The following is a 17,672-nucleotide window of genomic DNA, read 5'->3' as shown; positions in this document are numbered from 1 at the left end:
GTCTAAAGTTCTAATTTGGCAACGTTAACAAAAAAATAACCCTAAGGAGCTCATTCAGGGAATTAAATGAACTATTTCAACTCTTAATAACATTAGTGATTTTGCTTATCGTTTTCCACTGTTTTTCCAGATAAAAACCATCCGCCTATAGCGATAAGAAGCATGACTGACCAAAAAATTATATTCCAAACCGGTCCTTCAACAAAATCGTGAGAGATAATGTGCACGGCTGGATGTGCAAGGGTATGCATTAATAACTTAACCCCTACCCAACCAACGATTAACATGGCTGCCGTTTCGAGGCTAGGCCGCTCCGTCAGTACCTTAACGAAGTATCCTGCCGCAAACCGGATGACGATTAAGCCTGCAATGGCCCCTAATAAAATAACAATGAATTTTGCCCCATCCATTCCTCCTATATCCCCCATTGGCGTATCTGGCAAGGCAATGACTAGAGCGACTGCAGCTAAAATGGAATCAATAGCAAAAGCAATATCAGCCAATGCAATTTGCGCAATGGTCATCCGGTAGCTTTTCCCTTTTTTTTCTTTGTCACCGTGGTCCCTTTTTAATAAATGCTTTAATGAGATGAAAATCAAATATGCAGCCCCAATGGCTTGAACTTGCCAAACATGGAAAAGGTACGAAATGATGAAGATTGCACCAATCCTAAATATAAAAGCCAAAAGCAACCCAATATTAATCGCTTTTTTTTGCTGTTCTTTTGGTAAATGCTTTGACATTATGGCTAAAACCAATGCATTATCAGCAGATAATAAACCTTCTAAAAAAATTAGAATAATTAACACCCAGCCATATTCCAATAATAACGATAGTTCCATGATACCCCCCTAAAAGCATGTAAAAGAATGCGTATATGACTTCAAACCCAACAACACTTTCTCCTCCAAATATTGTCCCATCTTCTCTTCTTCCTTATTCAATCCTTCCGTCCAATTAGCTTACTCCCTATTTAAAGTAAAGCATCCGTCAGCTCTATAATATTCTTTTATGCTTAGACTTCATTCCAATTGGTTAGGATTTATATCCTCGCACTTCGAAAGGCACCAACTTAATTCCTATTCTTCCATTAAATGATATTTCCGCAATGTATTTTTATGATGTTCCTGGCGTCTGCAATTGTACGGAGATATTCGTAACAAAAACATAGCCACTTTCATTTTTGAGTGTTAATAATTTCCACCTTTTCATACAAGCTTAATTAAAAAGAGAGCTACGGCGGATAACATGGAAAGGTAAACATCATTGTTCCTTATATGATTTAGTTGCAACATTAATCAAATGAATAAAATCAAGGATTTCCCTAAATAATAGGAAGACTAATTAACAGGGAGGGATTTATTTGGATGCTAAGCGTGTAAAGCAGATTCTTTCGTCTTCATCTGACATTGAGGTTAGATATAATGGCACTTCAGTTTGGATTGATAATTTAAATGAAGATGGAAGAACAGCTACAGTACATCTAAGAGGCCCATTAGAGGAAAGATCTGACGTAGTAATAGACGAACTTAAAGAAATATAATATCCATTAAAATAAGCTCCTCCTTAATAAGAAGAGCCAGTTTGTCTACAGTAAATTAAGGATTTGTACAAATTGTACGTTGATCTACTCTCTAGGCATTCGCTTTCCGCGGGCGTTCCGGGAAGCCTCCTCGGCGCCTTTGCGCCTGTGGGGTCTCCCCCTGGACTCGCTTTTCCCGCAGGAGTCTCGCACACCCGCTCCCCCTACTTGTTTTGACCTTTTGAAAGTTTCTTTGCTCATTTCAACCTTAATTTTTGACCGATATAAATTTTGTCTGGGTCTTTAATTCCGTTTAGACTGACAAGCGATTTTACGGTTGTTTTATGTTTTTTTGCAATGAAGCTAAGTGTGTCGCCTTTTGTTACAGTATAAGTTGAGATTGTTTCAGTTTTAAATGCACGTGGTTCGTCAGTCCTAAAAGTATTTATGGTATTTGTAAAATCCCTATAGGCTATATTCAAATCCACCTTTGTACTGATCCCACTTACCTTACCTGAATCAGAATGCTGCCAAATGTCCGTGCTGCGCCCCAACGTCCTGTTGTATCTGGCAATCCAAAAAGCGTAATTCTTTAACCTTGATTCCTCTAAATCATTTTCGAGAAAGTATTTACCAGTATACAGCATAGCCGTGTATCCAGCTTTTTCAATGGCTGCTAAAAAAGCGATTGCGGCATCGGTCAGCGTTTTTTTATTTGCCTTTTTTTTATTTTCCTCAAGATCAAGAACAACAGGGTAATTTAAAGCAAACGAGCTGATTGAATCTAAAAAATAAGCAGCCTCAGCCTTTGCTTCTGCAACAGTTGCAAACTTTGCATAATGATAGGCCCCGACTTTCAATCCCGCTGCCAATGCTAGTGGTGCATTTTCTTTGAAATAGGATAGCTTAGAATAACTCGTTCCCTCTGTTGCTTTAATGAAAACGAACTTCACGCCTGCCTTTGCAACTTCCCCCCAATTTATAGTACCTTGCCAATGTGAAACATCGATTCCCTTGATATATTCCATATTAATGACCTCCTCCTTTCTCAAAAAAGATTCACCCATTGGACATGATTATAATCCTTTTTTTCTATGTTTTATCATTATGTATCAGTTTTTATTAACACCTAATTAGCAGACATACCGTTCTATTGCCCACACTATAATTGTGGATATTATTGCCGTTATAATACAAGTAAAACATTAATATTTTTTCCTTCTTTATAAAAATCTTTGATCCGGCTTGTATCAGGGAGTTGTTTATTTTATTTTTCTTTCTCCAATATCAATACCCCGCTCCCTATATCTAACATAGCCTGCTTACTTTAAAGCTCAAGCATCGATTATGTAGATTAAATAACCCTAAACCTCTTCAGGATTAGAGCAATTCAACTTTAAAAAATGATGTCTCTCTCCATACCCTTCCAGGAGAAATATTAACTGCATCTTTTGAACCTTTTATTCGAAAAAAAAGTGTTGAATCTATCGAGACACCAAGCCTAATATCCTTATTAACATTGTTATTTTAACGTAACGAATATAAACCTTTTATGACTCATATTATGAGGTGAACAATAGATGGAAGTTAAAGGAGGATGACTTTAATGAGTAAACAAGTGGTAGGAATATATGAAAACGGTGAAGATGCGGTAAAAGTTGTTGAAGAACTTTTGATACAAGGGTATAAACGTGATGAAATTTCTGTTGTTGCCAAAGATCGGAAGGAAACAAAAGTGGTCGAGAGAAAAACGGGTACGAAGGCTGAAGAAGGATTAGCAACTGGAGCTGCAACAGGTGGAGTTATTGGCGGGACGGCTGGCCTTCTTGCCGGCGCGGGTGCATTGGCCATTCCAGGAATAGGACCGCTGCTCGCTGCTGGACCTATCGTTTCAGCACTGGCAGGAGTGGCTGTTGGTGCAGGAACTGGAGGATTGGCTGGTACTCTCATTGGATTAGGCATTTCAGAAAAAGAGGCAGAAAGTTATGAAACGGATATAAAGGCCGGAAAAGTTTTAATACTAGTTGATAATGATATAAAAAAAGGCCCCTCTACTTATAGAAGATAACCGGCACTAATATTCATTCAGAAAGCAGTAATTAGGGCTAGATAATTTGTTTCAATAAATGAAAAGCTTCCTTTTGTTTTCAAAGATTATTTTATGTTATACTGATTTTATTAATATCAGAAGGGATGATGGGTGGCCGATGATTAACTAATCTTATTTTTAAAATTTGAAATCACATATTTCAAATCATACGAAATAGGATTAGTCTGCCCATTTTCTATAAATTGTAGAGCTATCATGAAAATAGCTCTTATTTGATAATGCACAGGTACGGCTAATCCTTCCATATGAACTGGGAGGATTTTTTTTATTCTCCCTTTAAGGAGAGGGATAATTATATGAAAGAACTATTAAAATTAACCAATATCAGCTTTGAAGTATTGGACCAGAACATTTTTGAAAATGTTAATGCTAGTGTTCAACAAGGGGAAATCATCGGTATCATTGGCAAAAATGGTGCCGGTAAATCTACGTTGTTGCAATTAATTAACAATGATTTAGAGCCTGCACATGGACAAATCCAATGGCTGCAACAAGACTTGAAAGTTTTTATGGTTGAACAAGAAGTCGAGTCGCATTCTTCAGAAGATAAGACGCCTACCGAAGTTAAATTACTGGATAAAATGCATGTACCAAGCCATGACTTCCCACAATTAAGCGGAGGAGAAAAACTCAAAGCCCGGCTAGCAAAAGGACTTTCTAAAGGTGCAGATCTTTTACTATTAGATGAACCGACGAACCATCTTGATGAGGCCAGTTTAGGATTCCTCAATGAACAAATAAAAAATTATAGAGGTACCATTATTTTTGTTTCGCACGATCGTTATTTTTTGGATGCTGTCGTAACGAAAATTTGGTCGATTGAAGATAAAAAGCTAATTGAGCACAAAGGGAATTATTCTAGTTATATGGAGGTTCGCAAACAGAAAAGACTTACACAACAACGTGAATATGAAAAACAGCAAAAAATGGTTGAACAGATCGAGGGACAAATGAATGAAATTACTTCTTGGTCAAAAAAAGCCCATTCACAATCGACGAAAAAGGAAGGAGTTAAGGAATACTATCGCGTGAAAGCGAAGCGAATGGATGCACAGGTAAAATCTAAACAAAAGCGTCTTGAAAAAGAGCTTGAAAAAGCAAAAGCTGAACCTGTTGAATCAGAATATACTGTACGCTTTTCAATTAAAACAAAAAACAAGACGGGAAAACGTTTTTTGGAAGTTAAGAATTTAACGAAGACTTTTAGCGGGCGAACACTGTTTAAAAACGTCAATTTCACGATTCAGCATGGTGAGAAGATTTCCATTATAGGCCCCAACGGCTGCGGAAAGACGACATTATTAAAAATAATTCTTGGACATGAAACTTTTGCGGGCGATGTATGGATTTCTCCATCTGCAAAAATAGGCTATCTGACGCAAGAAGTGTTTGATTTACCACTTGAACTAACACCCGCCCAGCTTTTTCATAAAGATACATTCGAGTCGAGAGGGACCGTTCAAACTTTAATGAAGCATTTAGGCTTCACGGCGTCTCATTGGACAGAACCCATTAAGAATATGAGTATGGGTGAACGGGTGAAGTGTAAGTTAATGGAATATATATTAGAAGAAAAAGATGTGCTTATTTTGGATGAGCCGACAAATCATCTGGACTTAGCTTCACGGGAACAACTTGAAGAAACCTTAGCACAGTATACTGGAACGCTAATCGTCGTTTCGCATGATCGATATTTTCTCGAAAAAACGACAAGCAGTAAACTTGTCATTTCGAATAATCGCATACAAAAGCAATTGCATGAATCAACATCCTCAAAAAGAGATAATTTGGAAGAACTGCGATTAACACTTGAAACAGAAAGGCAGGAAGTTTTGGGAAAGCTTAGCTTTATGACTCCAAACGATAAAGCGTACACAGAACTCGATAAGAAGTTTAATGAGCTTACGAAAAAAATAAACGAACTTGGTGACAAATGACTATCAACTGTAACTTATTGAAACGGATAAATTAAATGTAGAAACCCTTAGAATGATATAAGTCTAAGGGTTTTTTAGATAGGCTCTTTTCGTAAAGATTGTTGTTTTTAAACGAAACTATTTAAGGTTGATTGGAGCGGAAGTGCGAGACTCCTGCGGGAGCAGCGGGACAGGTGAGACCCCACAGGCGTTTACGCCGAGGAGGCTCACCGCCCGCACCAAGGAAAGCGAGCATCTGGAGGGGAAATCAACCACAACTCACTACCTGGTAAATAGCAACAAAGTATGTGAAAACAGCCTTTAGATAAGACTCAATCGTCCAGGGTTTTTGTACACCCCACAGTTCGAAATCCCCTCCTTTATACTCGCTTACTTTTCTTCAAGAACATGGATGAATCACGGTATTTTTCCTACAAGAGAAAACAAAAAAACTCATTGGTTTGAGGTGTTAAAAGGATATCGGTAATGATACGATTTGCAATTTGAACAGAATAATAATGCCCCCTCCTTAATATGCTTTTAATGATGGATTTGTTAAAAGGGGGCATTAGTTATGAGTGAGAACACACAGGAAGCCAATATGAGGAAAAACTCTGGAATGTTTGTTGAACGCTCTTTAGATGAGATTCGTTTTTGGTCAAGAATAATGAAGGAACACTCGTTATTTCTAAGACTAGGTTTTAGATGTGAAGATACACAGCTAATTGAGGAAGCTAATCAGTTTTATCTTTTATTTGAACGGATAGAACAGCAATCCCATTCATTTACAAATCAAGCTGATCCAGAACAGATCAGGAGATTTAACGCGGAGGTGCAGCAAGCTGCTACAGGCATATTTTTATTTAAAAGGAAGGTATTAGGATTAATACTCACCTGTAAATTGCCTGGTGCAAACAACTTCCCACTTTTAGTTGACCATACAAGCAGAGAAGCCAATTATTTTAGAAAACGATTAAAAGAATTAAATGAGGGTAAATTGAAACCACTGGCAGATGCCATCATCAAAGAAAATGTTTTCTTTTTAAGAATAATGGCGGATCATGCAAAATTCATTGGACATCTCCTTGATCCATCGGAAAGAAAGCTGGTGGATATGGCGCGAAACTTTAGTAATGATTTTGATCAATTAGTCTTTCAAGCCGTAGACTTAGAGTCCATGAAACCGCAATCTCAAACGGCCCCTCTTCTGGATCAATTTCTAGATCAGAACCGTGTTTCCGTCGTATCACTTCGAGACTTTAAGAAAACCGCCAGAGATTTAATTGAAGAATGCAAAATCAAGAGCATCATTCATCCACTATTGGCTGATCACGTTTTCCGTGAGGCCGAACGTTTCCTTGAAATTATTGATATGTTTGAATCCCATCTTACAGGTTAAAATACAATTAATTGAGTATGAAGGATAAAGAAATTCTAACCTTAAATAGGCCCCTCTCGATTTAGAGAAGGGCTTTTATATGTAAAAAGTTAAGACAGTGAGTTCACCAATGTTTTAAGTTTCTCTTTATCAGATACAGAAATCCATGGTAAATCCAGATTATCATCATTAATACCAGGTTGGATAACGCGGCTATTTAATAGATCACAAATACAGTCATTTATTAATTGGATATCTTGGTCTGATATTTTCCGGTTAAATGTTAAAGAAGCGGCTCCTGTTTGTTTGGTTATCCCCCCTATCAAGCCTCTTTGATTTAATGAACTTCTGATCACTTCTCTGATTGCCTCTACACTAGTCAATGGAAATACATCAAGGTGCTTAACAATCATTCTGAAAATATCTTCTTTAGTTAAATCCTGTTCAATTTCATGTCGCAATTATTCCACCCCCATTCGTCAAAACATTCTTCAAACGAAACGTAAAATCCTCCTTTTTCCTTAAAAAGGACGATACACACTTCCCTTTTGAGTTATTCCAAATATAGAAATTAACACATAAAAACCAGATTCACTGACGATTTCCCGCAACGCATACAACGCCTGACCGTATTGCAAAGGATGCTCCATTGTATGGAAACTAATCTGCCATGACTAAATTGATTTTGTTTTTTGCAAATTAATATTCATATTTTTGGTAAATATTTATATTATAATAAAATAAATATTTACTCTGTTACGTTATGATAATGATTATTTAACGAAGGGAAAGTTGCTTATCTTTAAGATCATTCTGTTCATTCACATTTGCGCTGGAGCAATATGTCTTTTTAGTGGAATAGGTGCTATGTCTTCAAAGAAAAAAAGAGGTATGCATACAATTTGTGGTGAAATTTATCACAGTGCGTATGTTATAGTCTTTGTCACATCCCTGACAATGGCAATATTGAATTGGGATAGCAGTGCATATTTATTTTTCATTGGGATATTTTCATATTCTTTCGCATTTTTAGGCTATGTATCTGCTAAGAAGAAATGGAACAACTGGATTGCCTTTCATATAAGCGGGATGCTCGGTTCCTATATCGCTATTTGTACAGCAATTCTTGTAGTGAATGTATCCAATATAACTTTCTTGAATCAATGGAACCCATTAATTTTCTGGTTTCTTCCAAGCATTATAGGTTCCCCGCTGATATTTTTGGTTGGACAGAAGTATAAAAAATGCAAATCAATCTAATTGCAGTCCAAAAGCTCCTATAATTATTTAACAAAGCGCTAAACAAAAAAAGCCCTCTCGATTAAGAGAAGGGCTTTTAACAATGGAGGAGTACCACTTAGGGGGTAGTACAATAATATAATTATCGCCAAACGAATACATTTATATTCACCCCCTTCCTCAAGTTGGTGAAAACGGCTCTTAGTCGTTCCCGCTCTGCCCTTCAATTACTTTTTTGCTTTGTTCCATGACCATTCTTAAACCTTCTACAATAAGTCCCTGCTATTATAACGGATCTTTAACGTTTATTAAATGGAAGCCAGAGTTCTTTCCTCTATGATCGGACTGCCGTCATTGCGACAAACTTAAGGATTCAAATGATTTAACGGATGGGTGGTCCTCTCTTTGGAAATAATAGATACCTCTTACTCTATTCAATTTTCACCATGTTTCTGATATGCTTTTATCAATTAAAAAAGAAAGGTGTAGTTACGATGATAAAGGAATTCAGGGAGTTTATAACTAAAGGAAACGTTCTCGATCTTGCTATAGCTGTAGTGATGGGTGCTGCTTTTGGGAAGATCGTTTCATCACTAGTCAATAATATTATCACACCGCTAGTAGGAATTTTATTAGGGGGGATCAATCTTTCTTCGTTAAAGATTACAGTTGGAAACGCAGTAGTTCAATACGGTGAATTTATCCAAGCTGTGATTGATTTCTTGATCATTTCGTTTGCGATTTTCATGTTTATGAAGGTAGCGAATTCGCTTATTAGAAAAAAACAAAGTAACGAGGAAGAGGTATTGGAAGTGGTACCGGCATCCGAGCAATATTTAAAGGAAATCCGTGATCTTTTACAAAAAAATGCACGGCAGGACGAAAAATCATAAGTTCATACTTAATTCAACTCATTGTGTCTTCAATAACCAACGCTTTTAACTAGCCACTTTCGATTAAGAGAGTGGCTTTATCTTATTCTATCAGTGATTTTTGACCAAATTGTATATTAGTGCATCATGATTATTTCACTGCCTGTTTAATAACTGGTCCCTCTAAATTGCCAATGGCATTTTCTTGTTTTATTAAATAACGCTGAAAGTTCAAATTTTCCTGATTCACCTCTCCTTCTCCAAATAAAAAGCATCCCCGAAAGGATGCACTTACATTGTTTCATAGTTTTTTATTTCAAATTCATTTAAAGGCCGATTAATCGACTTACTCAATTTTTTAATAAGCTCTTGGTAATCCTTAGTATCATTGGGATCTATACCTTCTCTGACGTTTAGTATCTCGTATCGGTCATACTGTTCTGGAATAAGTTTTCCGTCTACATGGATATAAAGCCTATATTTGATCCTTAGATTCATATTACCATCTCCTTTACTATGAGTTCGATATTGGGAGCTATTTTCCTGCAAGAAAAAAAGCCTATATGTGATGCTCCACTATCTATTCATTTTATAACCAATATGTTCGTAGCTCGTATTATCTCAAAACCCCTTATTTATATATATATTACATTTGAGGAGCACATATACCCGTAGAATCATAAGGAGGAATTGTTATATAAATTATAGAACAGCATATTAATGAATATGCTGTATTGAATAAACCTGAATACTTTGTTCTTACTGCATAAATTGTACAATACGAAAAAACTAGTGTATATGGAGGTTTTTTAATGAATCACCCCGAGCCAGTATTAGAAATGTATAACTATCACGCATGGGCAAATGGAGTCATCATCGATCGGTTAAATGAACTTCCAGAACACATTTACCATAAGGAAATTCAGAGTGGTTTTTCGTCGGTATCAAAAGTGTTGTCTCACATTTATCTGACAGATTACACGTGGTTTGATATTATCTCTGGTATAAGTATGGATGAAGCAATGGCATCTTCTAGTGAATTAAAAAAAGAGGTGGAAAAGAAAAGTATTGAGGAAATGAAAAAAATATTTATAGACTTGTACGAAAGAAACAAAGCACTTCTGAGTACAGAGGATATGGAAAAGGTAATGGTTGTGGATAACCCATATGCTGGGTCGCTTGAAACTACCATTTCCGAATCGGTATTACACGTTGTCACTCACGGATCATATCATCGTGGCAATATAGCTACCATGTTACGGCAAATGGGGCACACTTCCGTTATGCAAGATTTTGGCCTTTACCTTTATACAAAATAGAACACCAAACTATATACCATTTCCTGAATAGGGGGATGTATCGATGGATGAACTAGTTGGCTCTTGTGTTCGCTGTGCACATGATGTGTATTGTACGGCTGGTTTTCTGAACGGTATTCTTTTAGATAACAAGAATATCTTATGTTTTAATTGTAAGGATATTTTAAATGCGATGATCAAAGAAGAAAGTTTGGAGGAGGAAAATCAAAACTAGATGTTTAAATAGGTCATGCCAAATTAATGGCATGACCTATTTTGCCCGATGAACAGTCAGATTGACCTTGTTGGTTTCACACATGAACGTTGAGAGGTGCACAGGCTGGTCGTTTGCATCGAAAGCAATCTTCACTATTCTAAATAAATTTGCGCCAATATCGCATTCTAAATATTTAGCATGGATTTTTGTAGCACCAATCACGTCTATAATTTTATCGTTACTGACTATTTCGGTATGGTAATCTTCCAATAGGATCTTATAAGTTGATTCATCCCTTGCAATCTTCTTTTCCAAATCCGGAAAACGAAGTAACGAATAATGAGCGGTATCGTAGAAAAGCGGACGCTCATCTACATACATGAGTCGCTCCAGTTCGAGAACGGGGCTTCCTTCTTCAATGAGGAGATGACCTGCAACATCTTTTGGTGCGGCTATGACCTCACTTCTTAAAATCCGGGAATTCGGTATCTTCCCAAGCTGATGACTAAACTCTGAGAATCCACTTATGGATAACAACTCATTATGAAACTTATTAGATGCAACAAAGGTACCCCTGCGCGGAATACGTGTCAGTGTTCCTTCCTTCACCAATTCCTCGATTGCTTTTCGAATGGTGATGCGGCTGACGTTATAAGTTTCACAAAGCTCTGCTTCGGTTGGGATTTGTTCATCTGGTTTGTATTTACCGTTCTGAATATCATTCTTCAACATTTGCCTTATTTGCATATATAGTGGCTGGGGGGTTGAAGGATTTAAATTCATATTAGATTCATCCTTATCCGTCAAAATTTATTATTTACTACCTATTATACATGATTTACAGTCCCAGTCACCACGCACCGAAATAGCTAATGGTTTTCGCAGCAGAATCTGTACCCAATTCTAAGCAATTTTCGATAGATTGGCCTTTCAATAATCCATAAATAAAACCGGAAATGAAGGAATCCCCCGCACCCATTGTATCCACCACATTCGCTTTAACGGCACCGCATTGATAAAATTGAATGCCGTCATAGGCAAGTGAACCATTTTCTCCTAAAGTGGCGACCGCAATTTTAGATCCTTGATTTTTTACATCTTTTAAAAATTGGCGGATAAAAGCATCATCCTTCGTATAAGAGAAAAAAGGATAATCAACAAACTGCGGTAAAGTCTTCACTAGATCGTGATCTAGCTGATCTGAGAAATCAAAAGACGTGAGCATTCCATTTTCTTTAAATAAGGAATAGTACTTATCCGCATGTCCCCAAATCCCTGAATGTATGAGCTGGTATGTTTGAATGTAATGGAGTTCTTCCGTCGTTAAGCGGAAATGTTTCATGACACCTTCATCGTATTCTCCAAACCTGCGGTCATTTCCTACCATTTCAACAAAGGTAACAGCTGTTTTTCCTTCTTTCCGCGAAAGATGAGAAATATCAACACCTTTTTCCTGTATCGCTTTAACCATTTTTTCACTGTATTGATCGGAGCCCACCCAGCCGATATAAGCAGATTCAGCACCTAACCCTCTTAAATAGACAGCCACATTTAAAGGATTACCGCCAGGATAGACCTCCCCGCTCTTTTGATAAACATCCATACAGTTATCTCCGACTGTAACCGTTCTCATCATTTTCCCCCGCTTTCTTTAAACTTAAGAGCACTACTAAGTAGTGCTCCACTTATCTTAATATTCCATTTGGCGATAGTATCTTCTAAGTGTTAATGGATGATTTCTCTCACGCTCAAGGTATACGCTGATTCGACTTAATACTGACCAGTTGATGCTAACTGAAAAGTGCTTTCTGAATTCTTCGCTGATGCCTTCCATTTCAAAGCTTTTGGTATCAATAACCGTTATATTTTTTGAGATTTTTTCTACAAATCTCTCTACACGGTCCATCAGCGGTCTAGTTTCATCTTCCCCTTTTAATAAAATAACACTTGTATCTTCAACAACAAGTTCAAGCGTACCATGGAAAAATTCTGCAGCGTGGATGGATCTCGCTTGGATCCATTGCATTTCCTCTAAAATGCACATGGCATATGAATAAGTGTTTCCCCATAGGTTACCAGAGCCGACCATCATGTGGTAATCCGTGTCTTTATGTGTAATGGCGAATTCCTCTGCTTTTTTGTCAAAAGATTTAACGGCATCTAGAATTGCACGCGGAAGTAGAGAGACCTCCTTCGTGAATTGTTCATATTGCGGGAATTCATCGTTGTTATGCATGAAACGGAAGACGACCATGTACAAAAGCATAAAGAAAGTATCAAAAGAGTGCGTTTCAGAACCGGTCGTTATACAGTAATCCGCAATTTGTGTTAACGGAGTATTTGGCTCTGCAACTAAAGCGATTGTAGTGGCCCCTTTTTCTTTACAATACTCAGCCGCTGCAACTGTTTCTTGAGTAGTCCCTGATACAGATGTAAAAATGCAGACTGAATCTTTGCTGAAATGCTTATGATTCATCACCATGAACTCAGCAGCAATTTCTGCATGGACATCGATGGTAGAATTTGATTTTAAAATGTATTCATATGGATACATCATGGCTATGGTGCCGCCAGCACCGATAAGGAAAATATTGCTGTAGCCCCTTTTTGTGATTCCATCTACGATTTCTTCAATCTGGCCTCTAAAAGCAAGGCCCTCTTTTTCTACAAGATTTAGAAATAACTCCTCATCAAACTTTAGCATTAACAGCTTCCTCCTTTACCTCTTTTTATTTGTTATGTCTTGTATTATATCTAAACATAATAATTTGCACAATCGTTTTATTTTAAAATTTTTTTGGTTTATCAAAAGAAGGCCTAACTTCCCTTATCATTCTGCTAAGCCACGATATCGCTGTCGTTATTTTTCTTTGATCCATATTTCCTTTCCCAATAATAGTATACCGGCAGACCTGTTACGATAACGATCAGCGCTGCAATCACTCCTTGAATAGGCGCCCAAGTAAATGTTCCCCAGGCAAGCCATGATGCTCCAAGAATAGCTAAAACCGTCGTTAACCTCCACATTGGCATACGATAGATTGGATTATAATCATCCCTTTTACGGCATTTATAAACAGCGGCAAAGTCCAGGATGTTAATTACCAATTGAATCAGTGTGAAATAGCCCAGTAACACAGTTAAATTACTGAAGCACACAAGTATACATGCATACGCAACCTGAACGATGATAGAGAAACTTGGAGTTTCATATTTAGGATGAACTCTTGCAAAACGTTGAAAGAATAGTCCGTCCTTTGCCATTGCGTACTCAAGGCGGGGCTGAAACATTATGCAAGAACTCAGCGAACCCAAGATAACAATAATCGCCGTAATGGCCACGAATGATGATGCAATATCAGATAATCCCGGAATATATTTTACAGCTTCAGAAACAGCCGCATTGGAGTTGATTAATTCATCAAACGGCATCAAACCGATGACACAAACGGCTAACAGTGTATATAAAGCCAACACGATGAATACCGAACTAATAAGAGCCCGCGGAAGTATTTTCCCTGGATTTTTGAACTCCCCAGCCATGAAACAAATCGCAGCCATTCCCGTATATGCCCATGTGGTTGCGGATACGCCACCCATTAAACTTGAATTTTGGGCACCAGGTCCTGGTGTATAAGCAAAGTTATCAGGGTTCATGTACATAATTCCCAAGACAATGACAATCAGGAAAGGAATGATCTTGATAGCCGTGATAATGACTTGGAAAAGACCTCCTTCCTTCACGCTTCGATAATGAATCGATGTGATGAGCAGGATGATCGCAATACCCAATAATTTCCCGGCGACCCCAGAGAAAAATGGGAAAAAGGTTGCTAAATAAGAAACGATAGCTAAAGCCATAATCGATATGGATGGAGGATCTAACGCCCAGAAAGTGGCCCATCCATATAAAAATGCCAGAGGCCTCCACCCAGCTTTATTCAAATAAACGTAACCGCTTCCATTTTGGGGGTATGCTGTCGATAACTCCGCCAGTACCATTACTTGTGGAATGGCAATCACCCCGCCTATTATCCAGGCCAGAATGGAAATGGAAGGAGTACCCGCAGCCTTTGCAACATCACCGGATGAGACAAAAATACCCGACCCTATTGTAGTTCCAACAGCAATAGCCAGAGCAGACCAAAAACCCAGTTTTCGTGTAAGTGTGCCATTACTCATAAAGAGTTCCTCCAAATTAGATGATTAAATTCCCAATTCCCTAACTTTTTCAATTGATTTTTTGATTGCATCTCTTGGATTTTGATAATAATTTGATCCCATAATCTCTAAAGTACAACTTCCTTTGTAACGATGGCTTTGAAGGCTTGTTAAGTATTCCCTCCAATTTAAAACCCCATCATCCAGTGCCAAATGTGCATCTGATTGACCATCTCCGTCCATAAGGTGAAAATGGCCTAATTCGGGAAGGAAGGAATAGTACTCATCAGGTGTTTCACCCGCCAGATGCATGGAAACCGTATCTATCATTCCTTTTAATGAAGTAGATTGGATTTCCTCTAACATTTTCTTTAGCCCTTTTGAGTCGATTACCAGATTGGATTCATACTTTGTCAATGGCTCTAAAACAAGAATCAAACCTTCCATCTCAGCTACTTTGGTTAATTGAAAGATTGAGTCACTTGCATATTTCCATGATTCCTCTTGTGAGATAGAAAAGTCCCCTATTCCAGAAGTGATAAGCATCATGTTGGTGTCTAACTCCAGCGCGGCATAAAGATTTTCCATAAAATATTCCATGCTTTTTTTTCGCCAATGAGCATCCGAGGATGCAATGTTATAAGGATAGATACATTGTTCTGGGGTATAGCAAATGATTTTCATATTTCTAGACTTAATTTCCTTTCTCAAACTCCTTATATTTCCTAATATGTTTCGATAAACATACAAATGTGGCTCCCCACCCCATAACTCAATGCTATTAATCCCAAGGTTGTCCATGCAATCCAAAAAATAATGAAAAGGGAAATGCCTAAAAGTTATGTTCATCCCTGCAATATTCAATTATTTCACCCCCTCATAATGACTTTTTATTTGTTATGCTTTGTATTATAATTAACCAGTACATTGATTGCAATAATTATTTTGAATATTAAAAAAATAATTATTCGCAAAATACAGAAAAGTCGTGATTTTATTGTTCAACATTAATTAACTATTTTTTAGCTAATACGAATGGTAGAATGTTAAAGTATTATACCTAGTGAACAAATTTCTCTGGTACATTGTAAGTATTATATGGGTGATTATTGTTTGAAATATGATATACCTGTAGAATGGATGTTAACCTGGGGGATTTCCTGAAATATTGTAAGCGAGTGGTTAATAAAGAATAAACACCTCAAAAAAGCCGTAATTGAGGTGAATCTCCTTAAATGCTGTATTTTTATCGGAAAATATAGGTGGGTTTACACTAATACTTCGTGAGACGAATTAGTTTCTAAAACTTTAAAAAATAGCAGGCAGTACAATTTGTACTATCCTAGCGGAAAGGACGTGCCATAATAATGAATCACGACAAAACAGCCATCACTAAAGTACGTACAGGTCCCATGTTTGCGGTGATGCTGGCTGGTGCTCTAGTCGCTTTCTTAAATCAGACTTTAATTAATATCGCATTGCCCCAATTAATGACTCATTTTGACATATCAGCTGCAACAGCGAATTGGCTTACTACTATCTTCTTATTGGTCAATGGGATTGTCATCCCGATTACCGCTTTCTTAATGGAACGATTCAATACAAGACAATTATATCTAGCTTCAATGGGACTCTTCGCCATAGGAACTTTTTTATGCGGAATTGCCCCCAGCTTCTCCGTCTTATTGATCGGACGTGTGGTTCAAGCTGCAGGTGCGGGGATTTTGTTCCCGTTGATCACAAATGTGATTTTCACTTTATTTCCGCCTAACAGACGCGGTTTCGCAATGGGCATATTTGGTATCGCGATGAATTTTGCCCCGGCTGTAGGACCTACGCTATCAGGATGGATTATCCAAAACTATTCATGGCGGGTTCTGTTTTTTATCATTTTCCCATTTGCCCTGCTTGACTTCATCTTTGCCATTTTCATCATTAAAAAAGTAGGGAAAACCAGCCGGCCTAAACTCGATAAACTGGGTGTCATTCTATCCACTATCGGATTCGGCGGGGTTCTATATGGATTTGCTACTGGCGGTACTAAGGGCTGGGGCAGTCCCGAAGTACTGACGATGTTCCTTGTTGGAGGAATCAGTTTAGTTTTATTTGTCTGGAGGCAATTTACTGTATCACATCCTATTTTGGAATTTAGAATTTTTCGGTATCGGATGTTCACTTTAACGACAATCATCAACATCATCGCAACCATGGGTATGTTCTCTGGAATGATAATCATGCCGATCTATATGCAGAATATCCGTGGGTTCACTCCGATGGAATCCGGTCTCATGCTATTGCCTGGTGGGATTTTAATGGGGATCATGTCCCCTATCACAGGTAAGCTGTTTGATCGATTTGGTGCGAGATGGCTTGCGGTGAGCGGACTTGCCATCACTATCATTACAACCTATCTTTTAACGCGGCTTCAAACAGATACGTCCTATTCTTATGTGGTGTGGGTATATACCATTAGAATGTTCGGAATGTCGATACTGATGATGCCTATCTTCACAGCCGGATTAAATGAATTGGCACTTAGCCTAAATAAATACGGCACAGCGATGGTCAATACATTGAGAATGGTGGCAGGTGCCGTTGGCATGGCATTCTTTGTGTCCATCATGACAAACCAAGGAACGAAACATGTTCAGGAAATCTTATCTCAAAGGAACATATCACCGGATAATACATCACAAATGGCGACGGCCATTAAACAAGGCAGCGTAATGGGAGTGGATGATGCATTCATGATAGCAACAGGTTTGACCATAGTTGCATTCATACTGGCCTTTTATATCCGGCAAACTTCACCACAAGAAGATACCATTACAAATCGCCTATCAAAAAAAACATCTTGAATAAAAAAGGCTAAATCCAACCTATTTTCCAAGGTAAAAAAAATTCTTATATTATTAAACTGACTTGCCCCATGAAAACAAGGCAAAAAAAAGAGACTCTT

General features: G+C 37.8%; 18 protein-coding genes. 9 read left to right on the top strand and 9 right to left on the bottom strand.

Features of this window, described 5'->3' with window-relative positions; genetic code table 11:
• Positions 1 to 92 precede the first annotated feature (92 nt).
• On the bottom strand, positions 93 to 842 hold the full coding sequence (locus tag AC2YHV_RS26400; protein WP_487374474.1) for a TerC family protein: 750 nt from the start codon (positions 840 to 842) through the stop codon (positions 93 to 95).
• 521 nt (positions 843 to 1,363) lie between these two features.
• Here AC2YHV_RS26400 and AC2YHV_RS26395 point away from each other — a divergent pair.
• Positions 1,364 to 1,543 (top strand): small, acid-soluble spore protein, H family, encoded by a 180-nt coding sequence (locus tag AC2YHV_RS26395; RefSeq protein ID WP_400449756.1) that lies wholly within the window; start codon positions 1,364 to 1,366, stop codon positions 1,541 to 1,543.
• Positions 1,544 to 1,779: 236 nt separating this feature from the next.
• On the opposite strand, the gene AC2YHV_RS26390 is transcribed toward AC2YHV_RS26395, so the two are convergent.
• Positions 1,780 to 2,550 carry a GH25 family lysozyme gene (locus AC2YHV_RS26390; RefSeq protein WP_400449754.1) on the bottom strand — a complete coding sequence of 257 codons (771 nt, stop codon included), beginning with the start codon at positions 2,548 to 2,550 and terminating at the stop codon, positions 1,780 to 1,782.
• Between the two features lie 578 nt (positions 2,551 to 3,128).
• On the opposite strand from AC2YHV_RS26390, the gene AC2YHV_RS26385 reads away from it, so the two are divergent.
• The 3 genes from AC2YHV_RS26385 to AC2YHV_RS26375 all read left to right on the top strand — a co-directional run bounded on the left by AC2YHV_RS26385 (position 3,129) and on the right by AC2YHV_RS26375 (position 6,947).
• Entirely contained in the window at positions 3,129 to 3,590 is a 462-nt protein-coding gene (locus tag AC2YHV_RS26385) for a general stress protein (RefSeq protein WP_063576757.1), read from the top strand.
• A gap of 338 nt (positions 3,591 to 3,928) precedes the next feature.
• A complete protein-coding gene (gene abc-f / locus AC2YHV_RS26380) occupies positions 3,929 to 5,569 on the top strand; it encodes a ribosomal protection-like ABC-F family protein (protein WP_400449753.1) in 1,641 nt (546 codons plus the stop codon).
• A gap of 553 nt (positions 5,570 to 6,122) precedes the next feature.
• Positions 6,123 to 6,947, top strand: coding sequence for a DUF2935 domain-containing protein (locus AC2YHV_RS26375; protein ID WP_400449751.1), 825 nt, complete (start codon positions 6,123 to 6,125; stop codon positions 6,945 to 6,947).
• 89 nt (positions 6,948 to 7,036) lie between these two features.
• Here the strand turns inward: AC2YHV_RS26375 and AC2YHV_RS26370 are convergent, their stop codons facing one another.
• Complete coding sequence (locus AC2YHV_RS26370) at positions 7,037 to 7,387, bottom strand: hypothetical protein (RefSeq protein ID WP_400449750.1); 351 nt, start codon at positions 7,385 to 7,387, stop codon at positions 7,037 to 7,039.
• Between the two features lie 331 nt (positions 7,388 to 7,718).
• Here AC2YHV_RS26370 and AC2YHV_RS26365 point away from each other — a divergent pair, with 331 nt between their 5' ends.
• Complete coding sequence (locus tag AC2YHV_RS26365) at positions 7,719 to 8,186, top strand: DUF2306 domain-containing protein (protein ID WP_400449749.1); 468 nt, start codon at positions 7,719 to 7,721, stop codon at positions 8,184 to 8,186.
• Between the two features lie 473 nt (positions 8,187 to 8,659).
• The gene (gene mscL / locus AC2YHV_RS26360) at positions 8,660 to 9,058 is read left to right on the top strand and encodes a large conductance mechanosensitive channel protein MscL (protein WP_400449877.1); all 399 of its coding nucleotides are present in this window, start codon (positions 8,660 to 8,662) and stop codon (positions 9,056 to 9,058) included.
• 270 nt (positions 9,059 to 9,328) lie between these two features.
• Here the strand turns inward: mscL and AC2YHV_RS26355 are convergent, their stop codons facing one another.
• Positions 9,329 to 9,535: a hypothetical protein gene (locus AC2YHV_RS26355; RefSeq protein WP_053534520.1), complete on the bottom strand. Its 207-nt coding sequence runs from the start codon at positions 9,533 to 9,535 to the stop codon at positions 9,329 to 9,331.
• Positions 9,536 to 9,849: 314 nt separating this feature from the next.
• On the opposite strand from AC2YHV_RS26355, the gene AC2YHV_RS26350 reads away from it, so the two are divergent.
• Complete coding sequence (locus tag AC2YHV_RS26350) at positions 9,850 to 10,356, top strand: DinB family protein (RefSeq protein ID WP_214811805.1); 507 nt, start codon at positions 9,850 to 9,852, stop codon at positions 10,354 to 10,356.
• 43 nt (positions 10,357 to 10,399) lie between these two features.
• Positions 10,400 to 10,570 carry a hypothetical protein gene (locus AC2YHV_RS26345; protein ID WP_170946962.1) on the top strand — a complete coding sequence of 57 codons (171 nt, stop codon included), beginning with the start codon at positions 10,400 to 10,402 and terminating at the stop codon, positions 10,568 to 10,570.
• Positions 10,571 to 10,606: 36 nt separating this feature from the next.
• On the opposite strand, the gene AC2YHV_RS26340 is transcribed toward AC2YHV_RS26345, so the two are convergent.
• The 5 genes from AC2YHV_RS26340 to AC2YHV_RS26320 form a co-directional block, all read right to left on the bottom strand.
• Positions 10,607 to 11,335: a GntR family transcriptional regulator gene (locus tag AC2YHV_RS26340; protein WP_048678490.1), complete on the bottom strand. Its 729-nt coding sequence runs from the start codon at positions 11,333 to 11,335 to the stop codon at positions 10,607 to 10,609.
• Positions 11,336 to 11,402: 67 nt separating this feature from the next.
• Positions 11,403 to 12,185, bottom strand: coding sequence for a fructoselysine 6-kinase (gene frlD, locus AC2YHV_RS26335; protein ID WP_487374473.1), 783 nt, complete (start codon positions 12,183 to 12,185; stop codon positions 11,403 to 11,405).
• A 57-nt stretch (positions 12,186 to 12,242) separates the two neighbouring features.
• Positions 12,243 to 13,256, bottom strand: a complete 1,014-nt coding sequence (locus AC2YHV_RS26330; protein ID WP_487374472.1) for an SIS domain-containing protein — start codon at positions 13,254 to 13,256, stop codon at positions 12,243 to 12,245.
• A 134-nt stretch (positions 13,257 to 13,390) separates the two neighbouring features.
• On the bottom strand, positions 13,391 to 14,734 hold the full coding sequence (locus AC2YHV_RS26325) for an amino acid permease (protein WP_400449747.1): 1,344 nt from the start codon (positions 14,732 to 14,734) through the stop codon (positions 13,391 to 13,393).
• Between the two features lie 24 nt (positions 14,735 to 14,758).
• Complete coding sequence (locus AC2YHV_RS26320) at positions 14,759 to 15,577, bottom strand: TIM barrel protein (RefSeq protein ID WP_400449745.1); 819 nt, start codon at positions 15,575 to 15,577, stop codon at positions 14,759 to 14,761.
• Between the two features lie 503 nt (positions 15,578 to 16,080).
• Between AC2YHV_RS26320 and AC2YHV_RS26315 the strand changes: the two genes are divergently transcribed.
• A complete protein-coding gene (locus tag AC2YHV_RS26315; RefSeq protein ID WP_487374471.1) occupies positions 16,081 to 17,571 on the top strand; it encodes a DHA2 family efflux MFS transporter permease subunit in 1,491 nt (496 codons plus the stop codon).
• Positions 17,572 to 17,672: the final 101 nt, after the last annotated feature.

Source organism: Peribacillus sp. SRI_006 (genome assembly GCF_057586375.1).
The sequence above is the reverse complement of the archived record's forward strand: the minus strand, read 5'-3'. Positions and strand labels throughout refer to the sequence as shown.

What these genes read in the sequence shown, in the direction of transcription:
- AC2YHV_RS26385 (WP_063576757.1), top strand. Translation starts at nt 3,129, where the DNA reads ATGAGTAAACAAGTGGTAGGAATATATGAAAACGGTGAAGATGCGGTA.
- AC2YHV_RS26355 (WP_053534520.1), bottom strand. Translation starts at nt 9,535, where the DNA reads ATGAATCTAAGGATCAAATATAGGCTTTATATCCATGTAGACGGAAAA.
- AC2YHV_RS26375 (WP_400449751.1), top strand. Translation starts at nt 6,123, where the DNA reads ATGAGTGAGAACACACAGGAAGCCAATATGAGGAAAAACTCTGGAATG.
- AC2YHV_RS26330 (WP_487374472.1), bottom strand. Translation starts at nt 13,256, where the DNA reads ATGCTAAAGTTTGATGAGGAGTTATTTCTAAATCTTGTAGAAAAAGAG.
- AC2YHV_RS26315 (WP_487374471.1), top strand. Translation starts at nt 16,081, where the DNA reads ATGAATCACGACAAAACAGCCATCACTAAAGTACGTACAGGTCCCATG.
- abc-f (WP_400449753.1), top strand. Translation starts at nt 3,929, where the DNA reads ATGAAAGAACTATTAAAATTAACCAATATCAGCTTTGAAGTATTGGAC.
- AC2YHV_RS26400 (WP_487374474.1), bottom strand. Translation starts at nt 842, where the DNA reads ATGGAACTATCGTTATTATTGGAATATGGCTGGGTGTTAATTATTCTA.
- frlD (WP_487374473.1), bottom strand. Translation starts at nt 12,185, where the DNA reads ATGAGAACGGTTACAGTCGGAGATAACTGTATGGATGTTTATCAAAAG.
- AC2YHV_RS26390 (WP_400449754.1), bottom strand. Translation starts at nt 2,550, where the DNA reads ATGGAATATATCAAGGGAATCGATGTTTCACATTGGCAAGGTACTATA.
- mscL (WP_400449877.1), top strand. Translation starts at nt 8,660, where the DNA reads ATGATAAAGGAATTCAGGGAGTTTATAACTAAAGGAAACGTTCTCGAT.
- AC2YHV_RS26325 (WP_400449747.1), bottom strand. Translation starts at nt 14,734, where the DNA reads ATGAGTAATGGCACACTTACACGAAAACTGGGTTTTTGGTCTGCTCTG.
- AC2YHV_RS26350 (WP_214811805.1), top strand. Translation starts at nt 9,850, where the DNA reads ATGAATCACCCCGAGCCAGTATTAGAAATGTATAACTATCACGCATGG.
- AC2YHV_RS26340 (WP_048678490.1), bottom strand. Translation starts at nt 11,335, where the DNA reads ATGAATTTAAATCCTTCAACCCCCCAGCCACTATATATGCAAATAAGG.
- AC2YHV_RS26345 (WP_170946962.1), top strand. Translation starts at nt 10,400, where the DNA reads ATGGATGAACTAGTTGGCTCTTGTGTTCGCTGTGCACATGATGTGTAT.